Below are 23,952 nucleotides of genomic sequence, written 5' to 3' on the forward strand. Positions count from 1 at the left end.
ATGTAATATCAAAATCATCGCTTGACGTCGTGCTGTTAATGATGCATATTGCTGGCCATGTACATCGACGTCGTGCCCAACCGCAACTCTCCTCCAGCCGTACTGCTGCGGCAGGCCGTTCGCGAAGGCAAGAAGATTCGCAAGGTTACCCTGGCCAACCTTTCCGACTGGCCGCAGGAGCAGATCGATAGTCTGCGCTTGGTACTCAAGGGCGAGTCGATGATCCCGCTCAACGGAGCCTTCACCATCAACCGCTCCTTACCTCATGGTCACGTTGCTGCTGCTTTGGGCACTCTGCGTCAGCTAGGACTGGAGCGCCTGGTGTGTCGAGAGTCTTGTCGGGAACGCGATCTGGTTGTAGCCATGATCGTGGCTAGGATCCTTGAGCCAGCTTCGAAGTTGGCTACCGTACGGGGCTTGGAAGCCGAGACCGCCTCCAGCAGCTTAGGGGCCTGTCTGGGGCTGGGATCTGTGAGCGAAGAGGAACTGTATCGCGCCATGGACTGGTTGTTCGAGCGCCAGGAGTCGATTGAAAAGCAACTGGCCAAGCGCCATCTGCAGCAAGGCTGTTTAGTGCTCTACGATGTAACCTCCACGTATTTTGAGGGTCGGCATTGTCCACTTGCACAGTATGGTCATTCCCGCGATGAGCGTTCAGGCAACTTGCAAATTGTCTTCGGTCTGCTGACCGATCAAGACGGACGGCCCCTTGCAGTGGAAGTCTTTGAGGGCAACACGGCCGATCCGAAGACCGTTGCCGTTCAAGTGGAAAAGTTACGCACCCGCTTTGATCTGCAACAGGTCATCCTGGTGGGCGATCGAGGCATGTTGACCAGCGCCCGCATCGAACAGGATTTGCGCAACTCCGGACTGGATTGGATCACCGCCTTGCGTAGCGTACAGATTCGCAGTCTGGTGGATTCTGGATGCCTGCAGCTGTCTTTGTTTGACCAGCAAGACTTCGCTGAGATCTCTCATCCCGACTACGCCGGAGAGCGACTCATCGCTTGTCGTAACCCTTTATTGGCCGAAGAACGCTCGCGCAAACGTCAGGAGCTTTTAGCTGCCACAGAAAAGCGGCTGGAGCAGATTGTTGCCGCCAGCAAACGCAACAGACGTCCCCTACGAGGTAAGGAGAAGATCGGCATCGCTATTGGAAAAGCTCTGGGCCGATACAAAATGGGCAAGCATTTTCAGTTCACCGTCGAGGAGACCCGTTTCACCTATCGACGTAACTTAGACAGCATTGCTCAAGAAGCGGCCCTGGACGGCATCTATGTGCTTCGCACCAGCGTTGCCCAGCAGCAGCTCTCCGCAGAACAGACGGTGCGCAACTATAAGCGTCTGTCGGTGGTGGAACGAACCTTTCGTAGCTTGAAGAGTGTTGATCTGAAGGTGCGGCCGATTCACCATCACTTGGCTAACCGCGTTCGGGCTCATGTCCTGTTATGCTTGCTGGCGGCCTATGTCGAATGGCATCTCAAACAAGCTCTCGCCTCCTTGCTATTTACCGACGAAGAGCCTCAAGCAGGGGAGGCTCTTCGTCCTTCCGTCGTAGCTCCAGCTCATCGTTCCCCAGCGGCTCTGGAAAAGCGGCAAAACCATCGCTCCGCTGACGGCCTTGCTGTCCATAGCTTCTCCACGCTACTCGAAGACTTGGCTACTCTGACTCTCAATCAAGTCTCTGTTACCGACCATTCCATGCAAATGATCTCTACACCTACGCCGCTGCAACGCCGCGCCTTTGAACTGCTCGGCGTTGCCCCTGCTTTCTAAACTGTACCCAGACCCCGATTCGCTCTCTGCACTTATCCCTCTGAATTCGCACACCTTTTCGTCCTTAAGGATGTGGAACTTCGGTCCATATACCCAGTCAGCCTTGAGTTTCAAAGTGGGCCATTACTAGAAAAACCTCTTGACCAAGGGCTTGGCCTGCCTTCTCAGGTGCCGATTCTTTCTTTACCTGTCATAAATAGCAGAGGTGAAATATGCTTACCCCAACCTACCGGTGGCTGGATGGGAACGGTGTGGCGTTTGGTGCGCCGGGTACCGATCCCCTTTGGACTTCTAGTGAAAAAGATGCAGTCGGCACTGCTTGTTCTCCATCCAGTCGTATTTGGTATACGGTTTCGCGGGGGATCTTGAATGAAATTTACCATCCAACAATCGATCGTCCCCAGATCCGCGATATGCAATTTTTGGTTACAGACGGGGAGACTTTTCTACATGAAGAGCAGCGGGATCTGATAACGAGTTTCGAGTATATCGATCCAGATGCTCTTGCTGTTCGCTATGTCAATCGCGATCCAGCCGGAAGATATTCTTTGGTTAAAGACATCATTAGCGACCCGTTTCACCCTGTTGTCCTGATGCATGTACGTGTTGAGGGGGACACTGCGCTTTTGCCAAAGCTGAAGATTTATGCGCTATTGGCTCCTCATTTGGATGGTGGTGGGTATGGCAATTCAGCGCGCTCTCTTGATGTGGCAGGGAAGAAAGTGCTTGTCGCCTGGAGGCACAAAGCTTCCTTAGCGATGGCTGTAGATTGTGGTTTCTATCGCGTGAGTTGTGGGTATGTCGGGAGTAGCGATGGTTGGCAAGATCTGCATAAGCATATGAAGATGAATTGGACCTTCGGAGCAGCACCAGATGGAAATATAGCTATCACTGGTGAAATTCCCGCTGCGAAGCGTGAGTTTACAATAGCCATTGGTTTTGGCGAAAGTCCCCATGCTGCTCTATCGGAGGCTGTTGGATCTCTGGCAACACCTTTTCGGAAACATCTGAAGCAGTTTATGGATCAGTGGTATCGCACGACCAGTCCCAAGAAGCTCGGTGCAGCGGCGGGTGATGCCGGAATGTTACTGCAGACCAGCAACAATATCCTACTGGCACATGAAGACAAGACGTTTGCAGGAGCTTTCATTGCATCGGCTTCAATTCCTTGGGGACATGCGAAAAGCGATGAAGATCTAGGTGGATATCACCTTGTTTGGACCCGCGACATGATTCAGACTGTTACAGCGCTGCTTGCTTCCGGACGGGTAGAAACCGCGCTACGTGCTTTGGTCTATCTGGCATGTACACAGAATCCCGAAGGAGGTTTCGCACAGAACTTCTGGATCGATGGACGTCCCTACTGGACGGGAATGCAACTTGATGAAATTGGATTTCCTATCATTTTGGCTTGGCGTCTCTGGAAACTGAATGGGCTTGGGAACTTCGATGTTGTGCCATTTGTGGAGAGAGCTGCCGGTTGCATTCTTCGACATGCGCCCATAACTCAACAGGAACGTTGGGAAGAGGCGGCTGGATATTCTCCGTCTACATTAGCTGTTGTAGTTTCTTCTCTAATCTGTGCTGCCGATTTACTGCGTAACCATGGTAAGCCGAAACACGCTCAATTCCTGGAAGAGCACGCCGATTGGATTGAAGGTCATATTGAAGATTGGACGGTGACTAATGACGGAGTACTACATCCGGAGATCAAGCGTCACTATATGCGGGTACGTCCTCCAGAGAGTGAACTTCCCTATTCCAGCGAAGGAGCTGGAACCGAGATCTTGCGTCTTGCTAACCAGCCCCCTGGCGCACAGTATGACTATGAAGCACGCGAAATCATTGATGCCGGATTTTTGGAGCTGGTGCGGTATGGGATTCGGCGCGCTGATGATCCCCTGATCGTAGATTCCTTGAAAGTTGTGGATCACCATTTGAAAGTGGATTTGCCGCAAGGCCCGTGCTGGAGACGGTACAACCACGACGGCTACGGCCCAACCGCCGATGGCGGCCCTTACCTAGGGAGTGGCGTGGGGCGTCCGTGGCCGTTGTTGGTAGGGGAGAGAGCTCACTACGAATTAGCAGCGGGGAAGGATCCTCGCCCCTTGATTAAGGTAATGGAGTCTTTTGCCACACAAGGACATCTTTTGCCAGAACAGGTATGGGATGACGAAGACAGTCCAGAGAAAGGCCTTTTCTACGGCAAGCCTGCAGGCGCAGCAGTTCCTTTGGTTTGGGCTCATGCGGAATATCTCAAGCTATTGCGGTCAGCTTTCGACGGTAAAGTTTTTGATCGCATTGATCCTGTTTACGAGCGCTATTGCACGATGAGGAGGCCTCGCCAACTGGATGTTTTTATGCTGCGCCGTCCCGTGCGGCAAATAGCTCCAGGTATGACGTTAAGAATAGTGGCAGAAAAACCATTCCGGGTATTGTGGACGAAAGATGATTGGCAATCCGTGATTACCACAGTCAGTACGAATTTAGGTTCGTTGGGGAGCTTTGTAGATCTTAAGGCTTCTTTCGGGTCCCAGGCGAAGACAATCTCGTTCACGTTTTATTGGCTTGAAGAAGCTCGGTGGGAGGGCCGGAACTTTGACATTAGTATAGGAGGGGCTGAAAGTCCCGATGGTTACAGCGCCCGTCCCGAGTTCTATGCCCCACCCCAGAACTCAAGTGCCAGTGGCGGAGCACCTTTCATCGAGAACTTCAGGGAGATTGAGAGCTATTCGTAGCGTTCTATCGAAATTGTGATCGAAACTGCGACAGAAGTTGTGCCATTGAGCTAGTGGAACGGATTCTGTCGTAGGCATGTTGAGTCATCGCTACTTGTGGAAGTTTGGCCACCTTAGCTTTCAATGCTTTGCAGGCTCTCCTCGATTGGAATTTGTAAAACCACTTCCCAGACAAGTAGCCATGTATTACATGTAAGACAAGTGCACCATTGAGTTTGCCTCATTCTGAATATACCTTCCCAAGTTCATGGGCCTTTCAAGATATTGCAGATCAGTGAATTGAGATTGAATCTCCTGTTCAGGAAACAGGAGAGAAAACAATTTCCTTATCTGTATCTGATCAAAAATTGGTTGCGAAACGCTTGTTGGCATTCGGAGCGCTAGTCTGCCTTAAAGGGAAACGGGATAATTCGACGCTATCCTTCATATAAAGAGCTAAATCACGGGCACGCCTCCTATTTTGGGAATCTGGAGAAAAACTGTGGAATGGAAGCATCAATAGAGCGATACTCCAGAAGAAAGTTGCCCGAGTGACAGTATCGCTACTATATTGTGAGGTCGGTCACGGGTTATTGCTGTCGATGATCTAGACATGGGTGGAATGCGCTGAGGACGGCGACGGAATTGCATGCGATTGTCCATCGCATGCCTGGTGTTGATGCACTTTTGCACAGGGTATGCCTCCGTCTCATAAACAATCTTCCAACGGCCCACGGATAGTGAACCAGCTACAAACGGTCGGAAGGATACCCCGCAATGGTGAATACGACAATATGGCGAGGTAGAGAAAAAAGAGGTCTCACTGCTGCTGCACATAAGCTGGTTATGATTTCCGTCATCATGCCGGAACCTTGGCGCTACGCGATCGCAATATTTGTAATTGTGGCAATCACGATGGTTGGCCTATGGCTCCGCCCATTCATTTACACCGCGCCGTTTCTGTTTTTTTATCCTGCAGTGTTCTTCGCCGTATGGATCGGGGGCTTGCGACCAGGCATTCTGGCCACTGTACTGGCTTCGGTGTTGGCGAATCGCTTTTTCCTTCCCCCTTATGATCAGTTTAGTCTCGATATTCCGAATCTGATTCGGACTGCATTCTTCAACGTGACCTTTATTAGTGTTTGCTGGCTTGTGGAACTTGCCCGTAGACACTTGCGCGAGAGTGAAGAGCAGTTTGAGTCTTTGGCCAATTCGATTCCACAACTAGCATGGATGGCGAATCCAGATGGATGGATCTTCTGGTACAACCATCGCTGGTATGAATATACGGGAACCACTCCGGCTCAAATGGAAGGATGGGGGTGGGAGATGGTTCACGATCCCGAGGTGTTACCAAAGGTTTTGGAACGATGGAGTACCTCAATCAAGACAGGTGAGCCATTCGATATGGAGTTTCCCCTACGCGGAGCTGACGGCGTGTATCGTCCGTTTTTAACTCGCGTGGTGCCGGTTAATGGACCCCGTGGCGAGGTGGTGCAGTGGTTTGGGACCAATACAGATATTAGCGATCAGAAACGTGCTGAGGAAGAAGTGAAGCGCCAGCTCTCAATCACCCAGGCCATCACTATGACTGCTGCCGATGCCATATTCCTGTGCGATACCGAGGGGCGAACGATTTTTGTAAATCCTGCGGCTAAAGCGATGCTCGGTTTTACCAGCGAGGAACTCCTGGGGAGGAAGCTGCATGAAATAGCTCACCATAAACATCTGAATGAAAACTCCCATATTCCATCCATGTGTACCCTGGAGCAAGTCTGTGCCAAAGGGGTGACCTTATACGATCACGAGGAGGTCTTCTTTAATAAGAAGGGTGTGCCTCTTGACGGCTCCTGTTCTGTAGCTCCGGTGGTAGAAAACGGTAAGGTAACAGCCTCCGTGCTTGTAGTGCGAGATATCACAGAACGCAAACAGTCCGAAGAAGAACTGGGCGCGATCTATGAGCATGCACCACTCATTATGTTGCTTGTGGATGGAGACTGCCGCATCCAAAAGGCAAACAGGTTTGCTAAGCAATCTACGGAATTCTGCAATGGAGAGATTCTCGGGTTGCGCGGTGGAGAAGCTTTACATTGTCTGCATGCGCTAGATACTCCTGACGGCTGTGGCTTTGGTTCGCATTGCCAGCAATGTCGAATACGTCAGACTGTTCTCGATACTTTTGCTGCGGGACGCAGTCATCAACAGGTTGAGGTCCGGCATTCACTGGTGCTATCGGGAAAAGTTCGAGAAGCTACATTTTTGATCTCTACCGCAAGACTTGAGGTCCGCGGACAGTATCAGGTCCTAATGACCATGCAGGACATAACCGAACGAAAGCAGACTGAGGAGTCGCTGAGAGAAAGCGAAGCGCGCTTTCGCTCTATTTGTGAATATGCAGCGGTTGGGATTGACCAAGTCTCGTCAGACGGCCGATTCCGCATGGTGAATGCGGCGTTGTGCCGTATGTTGGGGTATAGTGAAAGCGACCTGCTGAATAAAACTTGGAATGAGATTACACATCCGGAAGATGTTCCCCGCGAGGCGCGCTTGTTAGAAGCGGTGCTTGAAGGAAAGTCCAATTCTTACGAGATTGAAAAGCGGTATCTCCACTTGAGTGGGTCTCATGTATGGGTAAATGAAACATCATCTCCGGTGCTCGACGATCAAGGCAATATTTTGTATCGTACTGCAATTATCCAGGACATTACTGGCCGCAAATATGCGGAAAAGGCTTTGATCCGCAGCGAAAAATTAGCGGCGGTAGGAAAGCTGGCAGGCATAATTGCGCATGAGATTAATAATCCGCTGGAGACAATGACCAACATTGTGTATTTGTTGCAGCGGTCTTCTCTAGATGAGCATGCCCGGGAGTATCTCAACTTATTCGAGAATCAACTTAATACACTTGTTCACATTACTAAGCAAACATTGAATCTCTATCGGGAAACAGGTAAACCAGCAGAGTTCGATCTTTCAGTAGTCATTCGGGAATTACTGTTGTTATTTGTGCCGAAGGCAAAGAAGAAAGATGTGGGCATCGTGACGCGTTTACTCGACGAATGCAAAATCGTTGGTTTTGGCAGTGAGATTCGACAGGTGATTTCAAACCTGTTGATTAATGCAATTGAAGCTACGCCCGTCGATGGACGGATCACAATTCATCTGCGAGGAGCGACAGACTGGCGCGGCTTTCATAGGCGCGGATATAGAATCTCAATTGCAGATACTGGAGTGGGAATTGACCCACAGCATCTCGATCATATCTTTGAGCCTTTTTTTACAACCAAAGGAGACAAGGGGACCGGTCTAGGGTTGTGGGTGAGCATGGGAATTGTTGATCGGGTCGGAGGATCCATGCGCGTGCGCAGTAAGCAGAGTCCTGGCAGGTCCGGTACTTGCTTTTCAATCTTCCTCCCGCACCAGGCACCATCCCCGGTTTTGCAGAATCAATATTCTTATGAGAGAGCTATTTCACGTTTTGCCTAGAAGGCATGATAGAACCGCTATAGAATTAAGTAATTTCTACTTCGCAAATTGGAAGTAGATCGTTGCCCGGAGTACGAAGCTCCTATATTCATATTTCTTGCTGTCCCTTTCTACGGTTTTGGTTCTATCAAAGTGCTTGTATTTTGCTGGTGGGGAAAAGCTCTTGAAGGCAATTGTTTCCCGGTGTATCGTGTCTTCCCACGCAGCCAGTCGCGTGGCAAACCATTGTACTGTTACTCGCATATGTGAGTAGACGGTTTTGTCTTTTAAAGAAGATGAAACTTTCCAGGCTGGCAGGGATCGAATGCATCCTGGATCGGTAATGAAATAAGGAGCGAGAGATGCCTGAAACCAGATATACAAGGTTTGGAAACCCGCCGTCACTGGAGCTAGAAATCGATGAGAACGAAGTCAATCTTCGGAAAGACTTTCTGCAATTTCGCGAAGAAGATGTCGACGCACTCAAACAATTAAATGAGATCGCAGAGAAATATGCGGATCCTGTGATCGAAGATCTCTATCATCATTTCCTATCTTTTGAGGATACACGGGCATTTTTTAGAGATCAGAAAGTCCTTGAACGTGTTAAGCAATTGCAAAAAGAGTACTTTCTCCGTCTGACTAAAGGCGAATACGATGCCGACTATGTAGCTAATCGACTGAAGATCGGGACAGTCCACGAACGCATCAATTTGGCTCCGAAGTGGTATCTGGGAGCCTACAATTTCTATCTCCGCTCTGTAGCTATGAGGTTTCAGGAAGCTTTTGCCGAGAGTCCAGGCAAGGTCCTTTCCAGCTTTCTTACCCTGATGAAATTGGTTTTTCTCGACATTGGCTTTGCCGTCGATACCTATATTTATGCAAGAGAAAATACGATGCTGAAGCAACAGGAGGCAATTCAGGAGCTTTCGACTCCAGTGCTTCAGATTCGCGAGCGACTTCTGCTATTGCCGATTATTGGAGTGATCGATAGCCAACGGGCTCAGCTCATTACTCAAAATGTGTTGCTTGCCATCCGCACGAATCGCGCCAAGGTCGTGGTTATGGACATCACCGGGGTCGCAACGATCGATTCCAAAGTTGCCAATCATCTCTTGCAGACCATCACTGCCGCACGACTCATGGGTGCAACGGTGATTGTTACCGGGCTTTCACCAGAAGTGGCACAGGCACTAGTAGCGCTGGGAATCGATCTGGACAAATTCAATACCGTTGGAGATCTCCAGGGAGGAATCGAGTTAGCAGAACGACTCCTTGGATATCGTTTGGTTAAGATTTCGGATGAAGGTACTGATTCAAAACCATTACGGCATTGACACTCTTGCTTTTGTGGAGGCTGAACTTGCCTGTTCCGATTCTGAAACAAAGCGGGATTCTAGTTGCGAGCATCCAGGATGCACTTTCCGACAAGGACCTGATTCAACTTAAGGATGATCTTGCAGACCAAGTCGGGCGTTTTCGAGCTCGTGGTGTGGTCATCGATGTGACCGCCCTCGATGTTCTAGATTCCTTTGCAAGCCGAACGATTCGCGGCATTGCCTACACTGCTAAGCTTCGTGGTGCAGAGACTTTGGTTGTAGGGATTCAACCGAACGTTGCTTTCGCTATGGTTCAACTAGGTTTAACTCTGGAGGGGGTAAAAACGGCACTCGACCTCGAGGAAGGTATGGAGCTGTTGCGCGAGGGAATGGAAAGGGGACATCGTGAAACTGGAACTGGTTGAAACGCGAGTCCCGATAGCTTGTGATGCCGATGTGGTTTTGGCCAGGCAAGCGGGGCGTAAACTTGCAGCCGAACATGGCTTTCACAGTACCGATCAAACATTAATCGCAACTGCAATTTCCGAAATTGCCCGAAATATTCTCGAATATGCACAAAGTGGGGAGATGCTTGTAAGTGCGGTTCAAGAACATGGCAGAGTAGGTATTGTGATTATTGCCAGGGATGAGGGCCCGGGTATTCCGAATATCGATCTTGCGATGCGCGATGGTTACTCCACTGGAAGAAGTCTCGGAATGGGGCTTCCGGGAGCAAAACGGCTTATGGATGAATTTCATCTAGCTTCCGTACCGGGAGAAGGTACTACCGTCACTATGAAGAAATGGTTCCGATGAAGCATGAGTGATGAACAGCCGTTAATGGAATGGGGATTCGCGGGTAGAGCGTTAGGAGAAGCTCCCGGAAGAGAGCACAGCAATATTTCCGGAGATGTGTATGTTGTTGCGCCTTTTGAGAAGGGAACTCTGATCGCGGTAATTGATGGACTTGGGCATGGAATCGAAGCAGCTATAGCGGCAAGAGCTGCAGCTCAGATCCTTGAAGCCCATGCGGGAGAGCCTGTTCTAGAGTTGGTGAAACAATGCCATGAGGGATTGCGCAAAACTCGGGGAGCCGTTATGAGTTTAGCTTCTTTTAGAGCGGAAGACTCATCTGTGATCTGGACGGGAATTGGCAATGTAGAAGGAATCCTGTTACGTGCGAATCCTTTAGCGGAACCTCGTCGCGAAAGTATTCTGGTGCGTGGTGGTGTCGTAGGGTTTCAGATACCTTCATTACGTGCTGCCAAACTACCTGTCTGGAGAGGCGATACCCTGATTCTGGCAACAGATGGAATACAGAGCAGATTCACTCTGGATTTATCCTTGGAACAAGATCCACAGCAGACTGCCGATACTATTTTCAGTCAGCACTATAGAGGGTCCGACGATGCACTTGTTCTTGTAGCACGTTATCTGGGTTTGTAGCGCAAGGCGGAAGGTAGAGCAAAGTATGAGCGGACCGCTGAAGAAAGATCTCGAGATCAGGATGATGGTCCGTGAACCCGTTGATATTGCTATGGCGCGAAAATATGTACGCCGGCTTGCTGAGTCGACTGGGTTTTCGACAGCTTCTAAAGAAGCGTTAGCTACGGCAGTTTCAGAGATCGCCTGTAATATTATTTATCACGCTGGTAACGGAGAGGTTTTAATTCATGTACTTAAGGTTCATGGCCAGATTGGCATCGAAGTCATTGGATCTGATGAGGGACCCGGTATTCCCGATCTTGAACAGGCGATGATCGATGGGTTTTCAACGACGGCTGCGAGCCTTGGTCTGGGGCTCTCCAGCGCAAAACGACTGGTGGACGAGTTCCAGATCTCGTCCACCCTCAATAAAGGAACAATGGTTGTGTTGAGGAAATGGGCTGCATGACTCAGTCGATAGATTCCAGGACCAGGGAAGTTCTTGCATTGAGCTATGGAAATGCCCTGTCCAAGTATGTTTTGGGAGCTGGGGAGACCGCTCTCGTTTCTGCTTATGAACTTGGCCGTAAGGCAGCCAGCGACGGTTTCGGGGTTCTGGAAATAGCAATGGTGCACCACGAAGCCTTAAGGAGTGTTTTGGCTGAGAAGCGCACTTCTCTGGAAGAGACCTTAACTCTGGCGGCGCAGTTTTTCGCGGAGGCAATTTCTCCATTTGAGATGACGTTACGTGCGTATCAAGCGAGCGCTCGTTTACTTGGTTTGAGCGAAACATTGGTACGCCAAAATGCAGAGATCGACCGCGCGCGGGAGCAACTGCAAACTATCCTGGATGCGACTACAGCAATTATCTACTTGAAGGATGTCGAAGGACGATATCTCTTTGTCAATCGTGAGTTTCAGAGGCAGTTTCATCTGAACAGAGATCAAATCATTGGCAAAAAAGATGACGAAATCCTTCCTCCGTCAACTGCAGCCATTCTCTATGAGAATGACTGCGAGGCGCTACAGAAGCAAATTCCCCAAGAGGTAGAAGAGAATCTTCCCAGTAAGAATGGATTGCATACCTATCTCTCGCTCAAATTCCCACTCCTCGATGCTTTCGGTGTTGCACATGCCATCTGTTGTGTTGCTACAGATATCACCGAAAGGAAGGCCGCCGATGAGGCTTTACGTGCAGCGAAGGAAACAGCGGAGGCGGCAAACCGGGAGTTGGAATCCTTCAGCTATTCCGTTGCTCATGACTTGCGTGCGCCGCTTCGTACCATCAGCGGCTTTAGCCAGATCCTGCTCGAAGATTATATCGTCCAACTTGATAGCTCAGCCAAAAGCTATCTGGATAGAGTTATAGAAGCGTCACACCACATGGCGCATTTGATTGACGATCTGCTTGCGCTTTCGCGCGTATCCCGGCAGGAGTTCCATAAGGAAAGAGTGAATCTTTCTACTCTGGTTCAACGAATTGCTGAGCGCTTGCGATCTACGGAACCTGAGCGTCGAGTCGAGTTTGTGATTGAAGAGGGGGCCTTTTCTGATGGGGACACCCATTTGCTAGAAGATGTTTTTGAGAACTTGCTTGCAAATGCCTGGAAGTTTACCAGCAAAAAAATGGTTTCACGAATTGAGTTCGGAATAGAACGTGAGAAGTATCCTCCTGTCTATTATGTGCGTGACAATGGGGCGGGCTTCAATATGGAGTATGCCGGAAAGCTCTTTGGCGTATTTCAACGTCTTCACTCCAGGCAGGAATTCGAGGGTACAGGCATCGGTCTTGCTACAGTTCAGCGCATCATAAGACGTCATGGGGGGCAGATCTGGGCTGAGGGAGTTGTGGACCAGGGCGCTACTTTCTATTTCACTCTAGAAGCTGAAGAGGAGCTAAAAAAGGCTTCTTAGCTCAGTAGCTTAGGTGCAAAAGAGCAATTGAGATCCTTCCCTAATCGTCAGTATAGTAATTATATTAGTTACTTTATTCCTAATTGCCTGTCGGTTTTATCTCACCATTAGGGCATTTCCCGAAAAGATGTAGACCGAAGCAATAGAAGTTGGCGCGGCTTTCCGCCAAAGAAAGCCGCTCTTCCCCTTACGTGGAAAGTTCACAGTATTTCGGGAAATGCTTTAGCAATGCCTCATTCAAGATGGATGGTGATTGCGATGCATCACCGAATTCTTGATCTGGTCTATAGGCCTGCATGTAGTGGCTGCTGTCTTTGAACACAGTGGCTGCCTATTCCTATTCTTGGCTTCGAGGTATGAAAGTAGTTTGAAGGCAGCGGAATTTCAGTTTCCGCTGCCTTTGTTTTAAGTGAAGTTATATCCAGATTTCTTGGGGGATTGTTTTGAAGATAGTAATCGAGGTGAGGAGGCCCGGTTATTGTGCGCTATTGGGGGCAGCTGATACGCCGATCATCATTCGTGTGCCACTTGCCAGTTGGATATCCTGTTTCGCGCCTAGTAGGATGCTCGATGCCTGCGCCATTCTGGGATCTTCTTGTCCAGGTGCATTGTTTGCAAGCAACACTCCCGGAATTGAGGTAGTGATGATGTCTATTCTGCCGTTCTGGGCTACAACGACTCCTGCAGCTGGTTTGTTGGCTTCTGCGCTAGGGGAACTAGCCGCGGACGGTGTGTTGTTGGGACTACTACCGCCATTAGGCCCAGCGGTGTTCGGATTTGAGGTATTGCTAGCGGAAGGCGTATTAGCTCCAGGAGAATTGTTGGTTGAGACCGCGTCCGATGGAGGTGAAAGCGACTGAATCTGTGAATGGATTGGCAGACTCTGACCACCTTTCAGCTCTACCTTGTCAACCAAAAGGACAACCTGTGAATTTGTGCCTGCTTGGCTCGCTTGTACTCCAACTACATGGCCAAGAAGCTTCGATCCTGCAGGAATCTTTGTTCCGTCCGAGGTTTTTGCGGAATCCTTGGTTTGGATTACTATGCTGTCTCCGGCTTTGGCGGTTTTTGAATCAAGGTTATTAGCGAGTTCGCCGTCAATTGTGCTCATTTTTGCGATGGAGGTTCCCGGATTGTTGGGCGATGTTTCGTCTCCGGTCGAGGGTGTCTGCTGAGTAGTAGCAGGAGCGTTTGGCTGATGAGCTGTGGAGGGTTGCTGCGATAAAAGAGGAACGCTTGCGAGAAGGGAAAAGGTTGCAATTATAAGTGCATTTGTTTTCACGTAAATCCTCCGAGGGTTTCCCCGACGATCGCACTCACACTTTCACGGCGTGATCGCGAGATCTCTGCTTACGAGGCAACTATCATGCCAAAACAGGAAATCGCCATACACCTTTCTCAAGCGATTGATTCCGAAGCGATTGACATTTTGACTTATAGAATTCCTGCCACTTCGACGCGGCTCTGTGTGCACAATCTCTATAGATCGGGTAATTCTTTCAAAATTGGGGAGTATGCGGAATTGCAAGGTGCAAGTTGCATTGAGGAATTGGGAAGAAGAAGCCATCCGCTGACGGGACCCCATAACAAGAACCCCCTCGCAGCTCAGGTTTTGATGGCAGGGATCGCGATCTCTGAGATGTTTCGAACTATTCAGGAACTGTCTGGACGTACTATGGTGTTCCGGCATAATGGGAAGGCCGAGTTAAGTAGGTTCTTTTACGAAAGAGTTATTCCAGAGAATCTTCCGTTTGCGTTCTTCCCTCCAATGCCCGGAGGAACTGCTCCCTGTTCATATGGTACTTGAATGCCTTCTGTCCATTGATGAAAACTAGCGGTATCTCATCGTTGTACTTCAGGAATTCGGGATCGGTGTCGATGTCCACCTCGCGCCATTGAAAATTGGCTTCATTCTGAACCTGTGTAAGCGTCTCCTTAACTACGTCGCAGAGATGGCACCCTTTTCGTGAATACACAACAACCTCATGCATATACAGATTGTAAACCGCTCATCAAGAAGTTGGTGGAGACGTATTGGCAATCAAGTCACACTAGGAGCACGTCTCGTGTTTGAGGATTGTCTTGAAATGGAGTTCAGTTATAACGTGTATCGTCGTTACACTTGCCGCAAAAAAATTAAGACAATGTTATTGCCACCACAGCGAGCGTAGCTCCGTTTCTTTGTTGAACTCTGAAGGCTCGCCCGGTGCCGGAGACCACAGAGGAATGCCGCGTATATCTGCCAGGTCGTTTACTCGCTGAATTGGCCATCGCCATCCATGCAGCGCCAGATCGAAGAGTCCCCAGTGAATCGGCATCAGTAACCCTTGAGCTCCCATTGCTTCAAAAGCCCGTACTGCACCGTCCGGCCCCATATGAATGCTTTCCCAATTCTGGTCCCATGCTCCAATTTCCAGCATGCTTAAGTCAAAGGGGCCATAAGCTTTGGCGATTTCAGCGAAACCTTCCCAGTATCCCGAATCTCCTCCATAGTAGAGGTTATGTTTCGATCCTCGGATCGCATAGGAAGCCCAGAGCGTCTCAAAACGGTTGCGAAGGCTACGTCCGGAGAAATGCCGCGTCGGCAGTGCTGTAATCTTGACTGACTTGCCTGTTCGTGGGCTACGCACTTCCACGGTTTCCGTCCAGTCCAATTCGGTAATGCCGTGGTTCGTCACGCCGAAATCCTTCAGTATTCCACCAATCTCGAGCGGCACAATCCAGAGTGCAGCCGCGGCTGCAGGTAGTGTTGAGAGGGCACGAACTGTCTGTTTGTCAAGATGATCATAATGATCGTGAGAAATGAGGATTGCATCCAAGTCCGGCAGCTTTTTGAGCGGAAGCGGTGAAGAATAGAAACGCTTCGGGCCAATCCAGGGTAGTGGAGACGCGCGCTCATCCCATACCGGATCGGTCAGTACACGTACACCATCGATCTCAATCAGCATTGTCGAATGTCCAAACCATGTTATTCGCAGTCCTGAGGCCGGTGGATTGACATAAACGGTGGCGTTCGTCAGGAAGGGCCCAAGCGGTTGCCTGGGTGATTTTTCTTCCCGGTTCATCAGGTAAAGGGGCAAGAGTTTCAGCATCATGCCGATACCGCCCAACTTGGTTGGTACAGGGTTTTCAAACTTGTTGCCAATACGAGTTGCGCGTTTCACGATCATTTCTTTCAACACAATACATTGACTCAACCACTACCCCTGGAGATTCTGAGATTTGTCCATGGTTTATGAGGAATGAGCTGTTTCGAAATGAGGTAGAGATTGTAATTTGCGGTTTATTGTGTTGGTCCAATTGCGGTGCAGAGAGCAACTCCTGCTGGGGAATGCCGACTCCCGGAGCGTTTCGACCTGCGCTGAATCCGAAACGCTTGGGGCACAGTATGTAAACCATTTCTTGACAACGATGTCATGGCTGAATTAATCTCATCCGCAATAAATTGCGAGTGGAAGGGGAAGTTCAGATCCCGTCGCGTCTAGGAATTTCGCGATGTCGTGAGGACTTTATGTCTCGATCTTGCCCCTGTGACAACCTAAAAGCACGAGGATTGGGCTGCACTGTGGGCTTTTAGTTCATGGAGCTCCACCGGTATCCCCTGCGTGTCGTCATTTGCTTGTGGAAAACCAACAGTTTTTACTTGGGTCCGTTGTTATACGGAGCCAGGGACCGAGGAAGATACGATATCTTGCGTTATATACAAAGAAAAGCTGCTTCTCTCCGTTATGGCCTGCTCCTTCTAGCAGGGGCGATTGCTTGCTGTGTTCCCTGTTCTTCCTACGCATTCAATGGCCCGGTTACCCCTAATAAGGTGGTCGAACCTTCGGGGTCGATAGCCAACCCGGCATCTGTGGTTATCTTGGAGCACGCACGCTTTACGATATTGACTCCTCAACTTATCCGCATGGAGTGGGCGGAGGATGGAAAATTCGAAGATCACGCCTCACTCGTCTTTCTAAACCGGCGAATGCCCGTACCTCAGTTTACGCAGAAGCGGGAAGGAAAGCGGCTTACCATTGATACTGCTGCTCTGCATCTTGTCTACGATGCGGGCACGTCAGATAGCGGCAAATTTACCCCAGCTAATCTTCAGATTACCTTTACCCTGAATGGGAAACAGGTTTCCTGGCATCCTGGTGCAAAGGACACGGGCAATCTTCTAGGTACCGTACGTACCCTGGATCGTGCAAGGGGTAGCGAGACAATTGACCCTATAGAACCCGGCTTGGTTTCGCGTGAGGGCTGGACTCTGGTGGATGATTCTCAACGCCCTCTCTTCGATTCCGACAAGTTTGATTTCAGGCAGGGGGAGAAGAGTCCTTGGCCATGGGTTATGGTTCGTCCCTCGGGCGATCGTCAGGACTGGTATTTCTTTGGCTACGGGCACGATTACAAGCAAGCGCTCTCTGATTATGTCCGTGTGGCTGGGCGCATTCCTTTGCCGCCACGCTTTGCTTTCGGAACCTGGTGGTCACGTTATTGGGCTTACAGCGATCAGGAACTGGACAAACTAGTTAATGAATTTCATCAGAACAATGTTCCGCTCGATGTCCTCGTGATCGATATGGACTGGCATTTGAACTATAGCCAGCTCAAGGAGCGTAATCTGGTCGATCAGTCAGGCCAAGGTCTGGGCTGGACGGGTTATACCTGGAATCCGGTACTCTTTCCCGATCCCCAGTCCTTTTTGAGTCATATTCATCGAGAGGGATTAAAGGCGACTCTGAATCTACATCCGGCTTCCGGTGTACAGCCTTGGGAGAAGCCCTATCCTGAGATGGCAAAGGCGATGGGCATAGATCCTGCCAGTCAAAAGTATGTGCCCTTCGATATCACAAATAAGAAATTTGCCACCAACTACATGGATCTCTTGCATCATCCCTTGGAGAAGCAAGGAATTGACTTCTGGTGGCTTGATTGGCAGCAACAGGGAACGACAAATATCTCTGGTGTAAATCCGACGTGGTGGTTGAATTATGTCCACTTTACTGATCAAGAGCGGGAGGGCAAACGTCCCTTGCTCTTTCATCGTTGGGGAGGTCTTGGTAACCATCGTTATCAGATTGGCTTTTCGGGAGATACTGTTTCTGTTTGGGAGTCACTGGAATTCCAGCCCTGGTTTACTGCTACTGCCGCGAATGTCGGCTATGCCTATTGGAGCCACGATATAGGCGGTCACATGCCGGGTTCCATCGACCCGGAGTTGTATACACGCTGGATCCAATTCGGAGCTTATAGTCCAATCCTTCGTACTCATACGACCAAGAATCCTGAGGCAGAGCGGCGTATTTGGGCCTATCCTGAACCGTTCGCGGATATTATGAGGGACACTTTTCGCCTCCGCTATGCTCTCGAGCCATATCTCTATACAGAGGCTCGACGTACTTATGACACAGGTGTTGCATTCCTGCATCCGCTTTATTATGACTGGCCGGAAGAAAATGCTGCTTATTCACACAAGGGCGAGTATGTCTTCGGAAGCCAGATGCTAGTTGCTCCCGTAACGAAGCCTGTCGATCACTCCTCCCAACTCGCTGCACAGCAGGTATGGATTCCCAAGGGAGAATGGATTGAGAGCGCAACGGGAAAACATTTCAATGGCCCAGCGGAGATTACGAGAAGTTTCGCGATAGACCAGATTCCGGTTTATGTGCGGGCCGGTTCTATTATTCCAAAGCAACGACCGATGTCTTATACCGGAGAAAAGCCTGTTGATCCTCTTCTTCTGGATATCTATCCCCTTGCAGATGGACAAAAGACTTCTTATACGCTTTATGAGGATGAGAGTAGATCTGAAGCCTATAAAGATGGTGCTTGCGCCTGGACCAAACTCAGCGCCCAGCAAACGGGAGATGATCTTATCGTAGAAGTTGCACCTGTGCAGGGAAGCTATCCAGGGATGCCGAATTCCAGAGCTTATGAAATAAGACTTCCCGGAGATTGGCCTCCAACGACGGTGACGGTGAATGGACAGTCTTTGTCCTTTTCAGAGCGTGAGGACAAAGCCTCTGGCTGGCGTTATGACGGTAATACTCTGACCACGGTTATTACAACTCCACGTTTTCCCGTTGCGACGCCTGTTCGAATTGCAGTTCATCGCAAGGCTGGATCTCTCGTGGCAAGAGCTCAGCTCGATAACTTCGCGGGCTCCATAGCGCGCTTGCGTAAGGCCTACGACATCCTAAATACGCTATATCCAGTTGCATGGTCTCCCAATCTGCTCATGGAAACAATGCAGACAGGGGATCGCCTGACTTATCATCCTGAGACTGCACAGGCAGAGATAAAGAGCTTTCCAAAGAACTATTCTGATGCACTGAAAGATCTTGAATCCCTGCCTGCCAGCATTTTCTCGTCTGAAAAACAGCTAACCGTTGAACGTAAGCAACAGATATCGGCACAGATCCAACGTGCTATGGTGCAAATGAAGGACGGCACACCAGCTGGTACAGAGGAAGATCGTCAGGCAACAACGAACAGTTCATTGTCGGTATACACAATGGCTAAATAGTTGTAAAAATGATTTGTCATTTCGGATGCTATACAGATAGCGTCCGAAATTGAAGTGAGATTGTGAAAGCACGGGAACCGGTTAAAGCGCAATGAATATTGTTGAGCACGAAAGGGCAACTTTTGGAAGCCATAAGAATCATGTAGCTTCTTATGGTTTTTCATTTTGCGGTACTTGTTATTGCTACTTTGTACTAGCTCTAATTTTGTTTCTGCAGCTTTTTTCGGTAAGCGGGCGAGCACAGGTCTCTACGAATCTTTCGCAACAAGGCTGGTATGCGGATCCGGAAGCTCATATTTTCGCAGGCGAGTACTGGATCTTTCCGACTGCTTCAAATTTTGGTCCGAACACGAAACAAGATCAGACGTTCAGTCCGTTACAACAAGCGTTGCGCAGTAAGCACATTGTCAATCAGGAATATTTGCTGCAAACATACCTGGACGTCTTATCTTCACCTGACCTCGTGCACTGGACCAGGCATCCGGACGTACTGGATGTGAAGAATATCTCCTGGGCTGCTTATGCCGTTTGGGCTCCCACTGCTATTCACCTGAATGACAAGTACTACCTTTTCTTTGCAGCTAACGATATCCAGAAGAATGAGAAAGGGCCAGGTGGCATTGGTGTAACGGTAAGTGATAATCCCGGTGGGCCATTTGTGGACGCAATTGGGAAGCCACTCATCGGAGAATTTCATAATGGTGCTCAACCGATCGATCCGATGGTGTTCAAAGATGATGATGGATCGATTTACATCTATTACGGTGGTCAGGGCCACTGCAATGTAGCACGGCTCGCGGCCGATCTAAAAAGTGTGATTCCTATGAAAGATGGCGAAATGTACAAGGAGATCACACCCGAGCACTACGTCGAAGGGCCTTTCATGATCAAGCGGAAGGGCACATATTACTTCATGTGGTCTGAAGGTTATTGGGGAGACTCAAGCTATGGCGTTGCATATGCAAAGAGTAGTAGCCCCACTGGGCCATTTGAACGTGTTGGCAAAATCTTGCAGACAGATCCAGGCATTGCCACCGGCCCAGGTCATCACTCTGTAGTACAGATTCCCGGGACAGATGATTGGTACATTGTTTATCACCGCCATCCCCTAGGTACCACCGGTGCGAATCAGAGACGTCTTGCGATCGACGCGATGTATTTTGATGCGAATGGAGATATCCAGCCCGTAAAGATGAGCAAGGAAGGGCCTCTCCCTCGCTTGTTAACGAAGGTTGCGATAGAGAAGGCGGGACAATCACTACCACGAATCGACTTGCATGTTCATATAGATAGTGACGACCATCCGGCAGAGAGCCTAAAGCCAGCCCAAGCAACAGCAATTTCGAAACAGATGGACGTACGTTTTGGAGTTTTGGCAGAGGGTGGTTGCCAAGGAGAAATTCACGATAACGCTTCGTTGGAAGCTTTCCTTGCCGCGATGAAAGATCAGCCGATGTGGGCGGGTTTGCAGGTCTATGGTTTCGATTGGCAGAAGTGTCTTTCTGCAGAAAATCTGGCCCGTTTGGATTACATTTCTGCCGATGCTCTCGTTATGCCTGACACGAATGGGAAAGCGACCTTGCTGTGGCAGCCGGGAGTGCGTTATGAGGATCCTGAGAGCTTTATGGATCGCTATGTCGACTATAACGTGCGCGTATTATCGCAGCCGATCCAGGTGTGGGCCAATCCTACATACCTTCCAGAATCGCTGCAGTCCCGCTACGATGAACTTTGGACGCCGGCACGTATGGATCGCGTCATTCAGGCAGCGGTTCAGAATCATGTTGCAATTGAGATTAACTCACATTTTCATGTTCCAAGCGTAAAGTTCTTGAAGCGGGCTAAAGCGGCCGGGGCTCGTTTCACATTAGGTTCTAATGCGCACGTGCGTGGTATTGGCAATATAGATTTTCCTCTACAGGCTGCGCGTCAAGCAGGACTCACTGCGGACGATATCTTCGTACCCAAACGGCAGCTCTCAGAGTAAAGGCCCGGGGAATGTTTTCATAAGTCTCTGGATAAGGATTTGTTGAAGCAGGCGCTTCTTCCTGGAAGTGCCTGCCACTTGGTACAGGATCTTCAGAGCATTTCCCCCAACGGAAACAGGTTTGGGCGTCGGACAGAAATCGTGTTGTTCTGAGAGGTGCGTTATTCCTTTCAGCGCTTATTCCTGACGGAGAGCAATCGCAGGATCAACGGAGGAGGCGCGCCTGGCAGGTATCCATATGGACAGCAGCGCAGTTACGGCCAAAGCCGAAACTGCAGCTGCAAGCAAGCGTGGGTCATAGATCTTGAGTCCAAAGATCATGCTTGTCATGAACTTCCCGACTACTATCGTTAAAGCCAAACCAATGATAGAGCCAACCACAACGATAGGGATAACCTGCTGCATTATCAGGCCGATCACTCCCGCCCGCGTTGCTCCCAAGGCGATCCGCAATCCAATCTCTCGCGTGCGGCTGGTCACGTAGTAACTGATCATGCCGAATAATCCGGTCGCCGCCAATACCAATGCAAATACAGCAAACACTCTCGATAGGTATGCGAGTGCTTGATTTTCTACCAAGGCTTGGTTTTTCGCCTCGCTGAGAGTCGTATACGCCTGAACATATTCTCTTCCGCGTGATGCCACGACTTTGGCAATTTCAGACTGAGCCAGCGAAGACTTATTACGACTGCTTAGGATTAGGACAGGAGAACGGAGTATAGGGAGCTGGTCCCATACATTGATATAGACAACAGGTTCTTTGCCACTTTCCGGATGTTCCAAACTTAGCTTGGCATCGTGCGCAATTCCAACAATTCTCAGTTGCTGGTAATGTCCTTCATCTCCTACCTGTATATGACGTCCAATCACTTGTTGATTGCCGATGGATGCTGCCAACGATTCGCTGACAATTGCAGCCGGCTCGTCTGTTTTAACTGCAGTGCGACGAAATGCCTCACCCGCGATGATCGGTATATCTAGCGCCCTAAAGAAGTCTTCGCTGACGAATACCGGCTGGACTCTCAGATCAGATACAGATTGCTTAGTCTCGACCGTAGTGACAGATTGAAGTCCCTGTGTGGTCAACAGAGGAGCATAATCGGATAAGGCCGCCGCAGAGACCGCGGGTAGGGTATCAAGTGTAGCCAATAGTTCCTGGTAATACGTAAGCTGTGACTGCTCGACGCGTTGTTCCGGAGTAGCCGCCAGGAATGCCTCTGATACTCCACTTATTTTCATACCGAGATCCATCCCGTTAATCTTCTCGAATGAAAAGCCGAGAAGGATGCCGCAGGTAACGAGTGTGAGTGTGAGCGCAAGTTGTGCCGTGAGGAGAATCCGTTGGGCGCCGGTGTTGCGTCCAACCATTGCGCGGCCTCCCCTATCAAGCGAATTCCAATGCACGCGGCTTGTATAGGCGATAGAAACAATTCCAAAGAACAAGAGTATTGAAATGGTTATGCAGCAATCCGCAATGATCAGGGGGCGATCTATTGTGGAGGCAATACTGATCGAGAATGCACGCTTCAAAGAGCTAGCAAAAGCGGATCTGGCCCACTGAGCGAATAGTATTCCCACAGCAGATGCGGTAATCACCAGCAAAGAAGTTTCAACCACGAGAAGTGAAGCGATGGCTTTCTTTCCGGCACCTAGCGCCTGACGTAGTCCAAATTCGCTGTGTCTGCGCAAAATCCGCGCCAATAGAACCCCCGAAAGATTCACGCAGGCCACAAGAAGAACACAGACACAGATCCCGAATACGATAAACAACGGAGTTTGGAACCGTTCCTGAAACCACCGGTTTACTCCCGTAGTGCCCGACGAGACGTGCAGGCGTCGATTGGAATAATCAGTGCGCTGCGCTGGGTTATAGCGGAGAGGAGCACTCTCCGACAGTAGTTGTTTCGCTGTCGCATCAAAATGGATCTGCACTGCTCGCTCAGAAATGCCAGCAGCACGACGAGCGATAATTTCAACCCAGTAGTAAATTGGTCGTCCCTGGGTATTCTTTATGCTGCCCGGAGTTTGATTGATGGGGATCAGAATTCCAGGATTCGTACCAAACTGCAGCGTTGTAAAATCGGGTTTGGTAACGCCGATTACTGTAAAAGACTCTCCTTGGATTCGGATCTCTTTGCCTACTACGTCTCGGGTGCCGTTGAGCGCGGATTGCCAGAAGTGATAGGTGAGTACTGCGACATGTTCTCCTCCAGCCAGATCTTCAGCGAGTGAGAACGCGCGTCCAATCTCGGTTTGTAACCCAAGGGTGGAAAAGCAATCGCCCGATAGTGCTAGAGTTTCGGTGCTTCGCAGATTCCCGTTTATATCAGTGGCAAAGCGCGATGGCGCAAAACCGCAGATGCCAGCAAATACTGAATGGTCCTCGCGCAAATTCGGCAGAATTTTTGAAAATAGAGTGCCACGCTGGCCGTTCTTATCGACTGAGTAGATCTGTTCCAATTCGTTGGCATTGGGCACCGGAAGTGTTTTCCACAAAGTCGAGTACATTACCCCAAAGACCGCGAGGTTAGATCCTATCGCCAGTGCCAGGATCAGAATGCTGAGTCCGCTGAAAGTTGGATTGCGAATGATGGAACGGAGCCCTTGCTTTAGGTTGTCTCGAAGCACGTTCAGCATGTGACGGTCATAACCTCCCGGTTTGCACCACATTTGCAACAAACTGATTCGACACGGAGGACTTTGTCGCGTTTTATTCGACCGAAGTCGTTATTGTGAGGTTAAAAGCTCTTCTTTCGGTTGTATGCGCAAGTTGTTGGGCAAAGAGGTGATCCGGAGCGCCTAATGGCAGCTGTGGTGCTGAACTTCTCTCTCCAA

The 23,952-nt window shown here is 49.7% G+C and carries 14 protein-coding genes and 1 pseudogene; 11 read left to right on the forward strand and 4 right to left on the reverse strand.

Going from position 1 to position 23,952, the window contains the following annotated elements; translation table 11 throughout:
• Nucleotides 1–57 precede the first annotated feature (57 nt).
• From AC6I7T_RS32125 to AC6I7T_RS32165, 9 genes are all read left to right on the forward strand, one after another.
• A complete protein-coding gene (locus AC6I7T_RS32125; RefSeq protein WP_497788306.1) occupies nt 58–1,776 on the forward strand; it encodes an IS1634 family transposase in 1,719 nt (572 codons plus the stop codon).
• A 212-nt stretch (nt 1,777–1,988) separates the two neighbouring features.
• Complete coding sequence (locus tag AC6I7T_RS32130; protein ID WP_497794719.1) at nt 1,989–4,514, forward strand: glycoside hydrolase family 15 protein; 2,526 nt, start codon at nt 1,989–1,991, stop codon at nt 4,512–4,514.
• Nucleotides 4,515–5,270: 756 nt separating this feature from the next.
• On the forward strand, nt 5,271–7,979 hold the full coding sequence (locus AC6I7T_RS32135) for a PAS domain S-box protein (protein WP_497794721.1): 2,709 nt from the start codon (nt 5,271–5,273) through the stop codon (nt 7,977–7,979).
• A gap of 341 nt (nt 7,980–8,320) precedes the next feature.
• Nucleotides 8,321–9,295: a protoglobin domain-containing protein gene (locus tag AC6I7T_RS32140; RefSeq protein WP_497794723.1), complete on the forward strand. Its 975-nt coding sequence runs from the start codon at nt 8,321–8,323 to the stop codon at nt 9,293–9,295.
• Between the two features lie 26 nt (nt 9,296–9,321).
• Complete coding sequence (locus AC6I7T_RS32145; protein WP_497794725.1) at nt 9,322–9,702, forward strand: STAS domain-containing protein; 381 nt, start codon at nt 9,322–9,324, stop codon at nt 9,700–9,702.
• Nucleotides 9,683–10,093: an anti-sigma regulatory factor gene (locus tag AC6I7T_RS32150; protein WP_497794727.1), complete on the forward strand. Its 411-nt coding sequence runs from the start codon at nt 9,683–9,685 to the stop codon at nt 10,091–10,093. Before AC6I7T_RS32145 ends, AC6I7T_RS32150 begins: the two co-directional genes overlap by 20 nt.
• 3 nt (nt 10,094–10,096) lie before the next feature.
• Nucleotides 10,097–10,723 (forward strand): SpoIIE family protein phosphatase, encoded by a 627-nt coding sequence (locus AC6I7T_RS32155; RefSeq protein WP_497794729.1) that lies wholly within the window; start codon nt 10,097–10,099, stop codon nt 10,721–10,723.
• A 25-nt stretch (nt 10,724–10,748) separates the two neighbouring features.
• Nucleotides 10,749–11,171 (forward strand): anti-sigma regulatory factor, encoded by a 423-nt coding sequence (locus tag AC6I7T_RS32160; protein ID WP_497794731.1) that lies wholly within the window; start codon nt 10,749–10,751, stop codon nt 11,169–11,171.
• The gene (locus AC6I7T_RS32165; RefSeq protein ID WP_497794733.1) at nt 11,168–12,616 is read left to right on the forward strand and encodes a sensor histidine kinase; all 1,449 of its coding nucleotides are present in this window, start codon (nt 11,168–11,170) and stop codon (nt 12,614–12,616) included. Before AC6I7T_RS32160 ends, AC6I7T_RS32165 begins: the two co-directional genes overlap by 4 nt.
• 475 nt (nt 12,617–13,091) lie before the next feature.
• Here AC6I7T_RS32165 and AC6I7T_RS32170 read toward each other — a convergent pair whose 3' ends face one another.
• The 3 genes from AC6I7T_RS32170 to AC6I7T_RS32180 form a co-directional block, all read right to left on the reverse strand.
• Entirely contained in the window at nt 13,092–13,898 is an 807-nt protein-coding gene (locus tag AC6I7T_RS32170; protein WP_497794735.1) for a hypothetical protein, read from the reverse strand.
• A 448-nt stretch (nt 13,899–14,346) separates the two neighbouring features.
• Nucleotides 14,347–14,592 carry a glutaredoxin family protein gene (locus AC6I7T_RS32175; RefSeq protein WP_497794736.1) on the reverse strand — a complete coding sequence of 82 codons (246 nt, stop codon included), beginning with the start codon at nt 14,590–14,592 and terminating at the stop codon, nt 14,347–14,349.
• A 171-nt stretch (nt 14,593–14,763) separates the two neighbouring features.
• Entirely contained in the window at nt 14,764–15,786 is a 1,023-nt protein-coding gene (locus AC6I7T_RS32180; RefSeq protein WP_497794738.1) for an MBL fold metallo-hydrolase, read from the reverse strand.
• 521 nt (nt 15,787–16,307) lie between these two features.
• On the opposite strand from AC6I7T_RS32180, the gene AC6I7T_RS32185 reads away from it, so the two are divergent.
• Together AC6I7T_RS32185 and AC6I7T_RS32190 are read left to right on the forward strand one after the other, a co-directional pair.
• The gene (locus AC6I7T_RS32185) at nt 16,308–19,130 is read left to right on the forward strand and encodes a glycoside hydrolase family 31 protein (protein ID WP_497794740.1); all 2,823 of its coding nucleotides are present in this window, start codon (nt 16,308–16,310) and stop codon (nt 19,128–19,130) included.
• A 91-nt stretch (nt 19,131–19,221) separates the two neighbouring features.
• Nucleotides 19,222–20,355: pseudogene (locus AC6I7T_RS32190) on the forward strand (glycoside hydrolase family 43 protein); the annotation flags it as partial.
• Nucleotides 20,356–21,294: 939 nt separating this feature from the next.
• On the opposite strand, the gene AC6I7T_RS32195 reads toward AC6I7T_RS32190, so the two are convergent.
• Nucleotides 21,295–23,754: an ABC transporter permease gene (locus AC6I7T_RS32195; protein ID WP_497794742.1), complete on the reverse strand. Its 2,460-nt coding sequence runs from the start codon at nt 23,752–23,754 to the stop codon at nt 21,295–21,297.
• Nucleotides 23,755–23,952: the final 198 nt, after the last annotated feature.

This window comes from Humiphilus diazotrophicus (assembly GCF_059726315.1).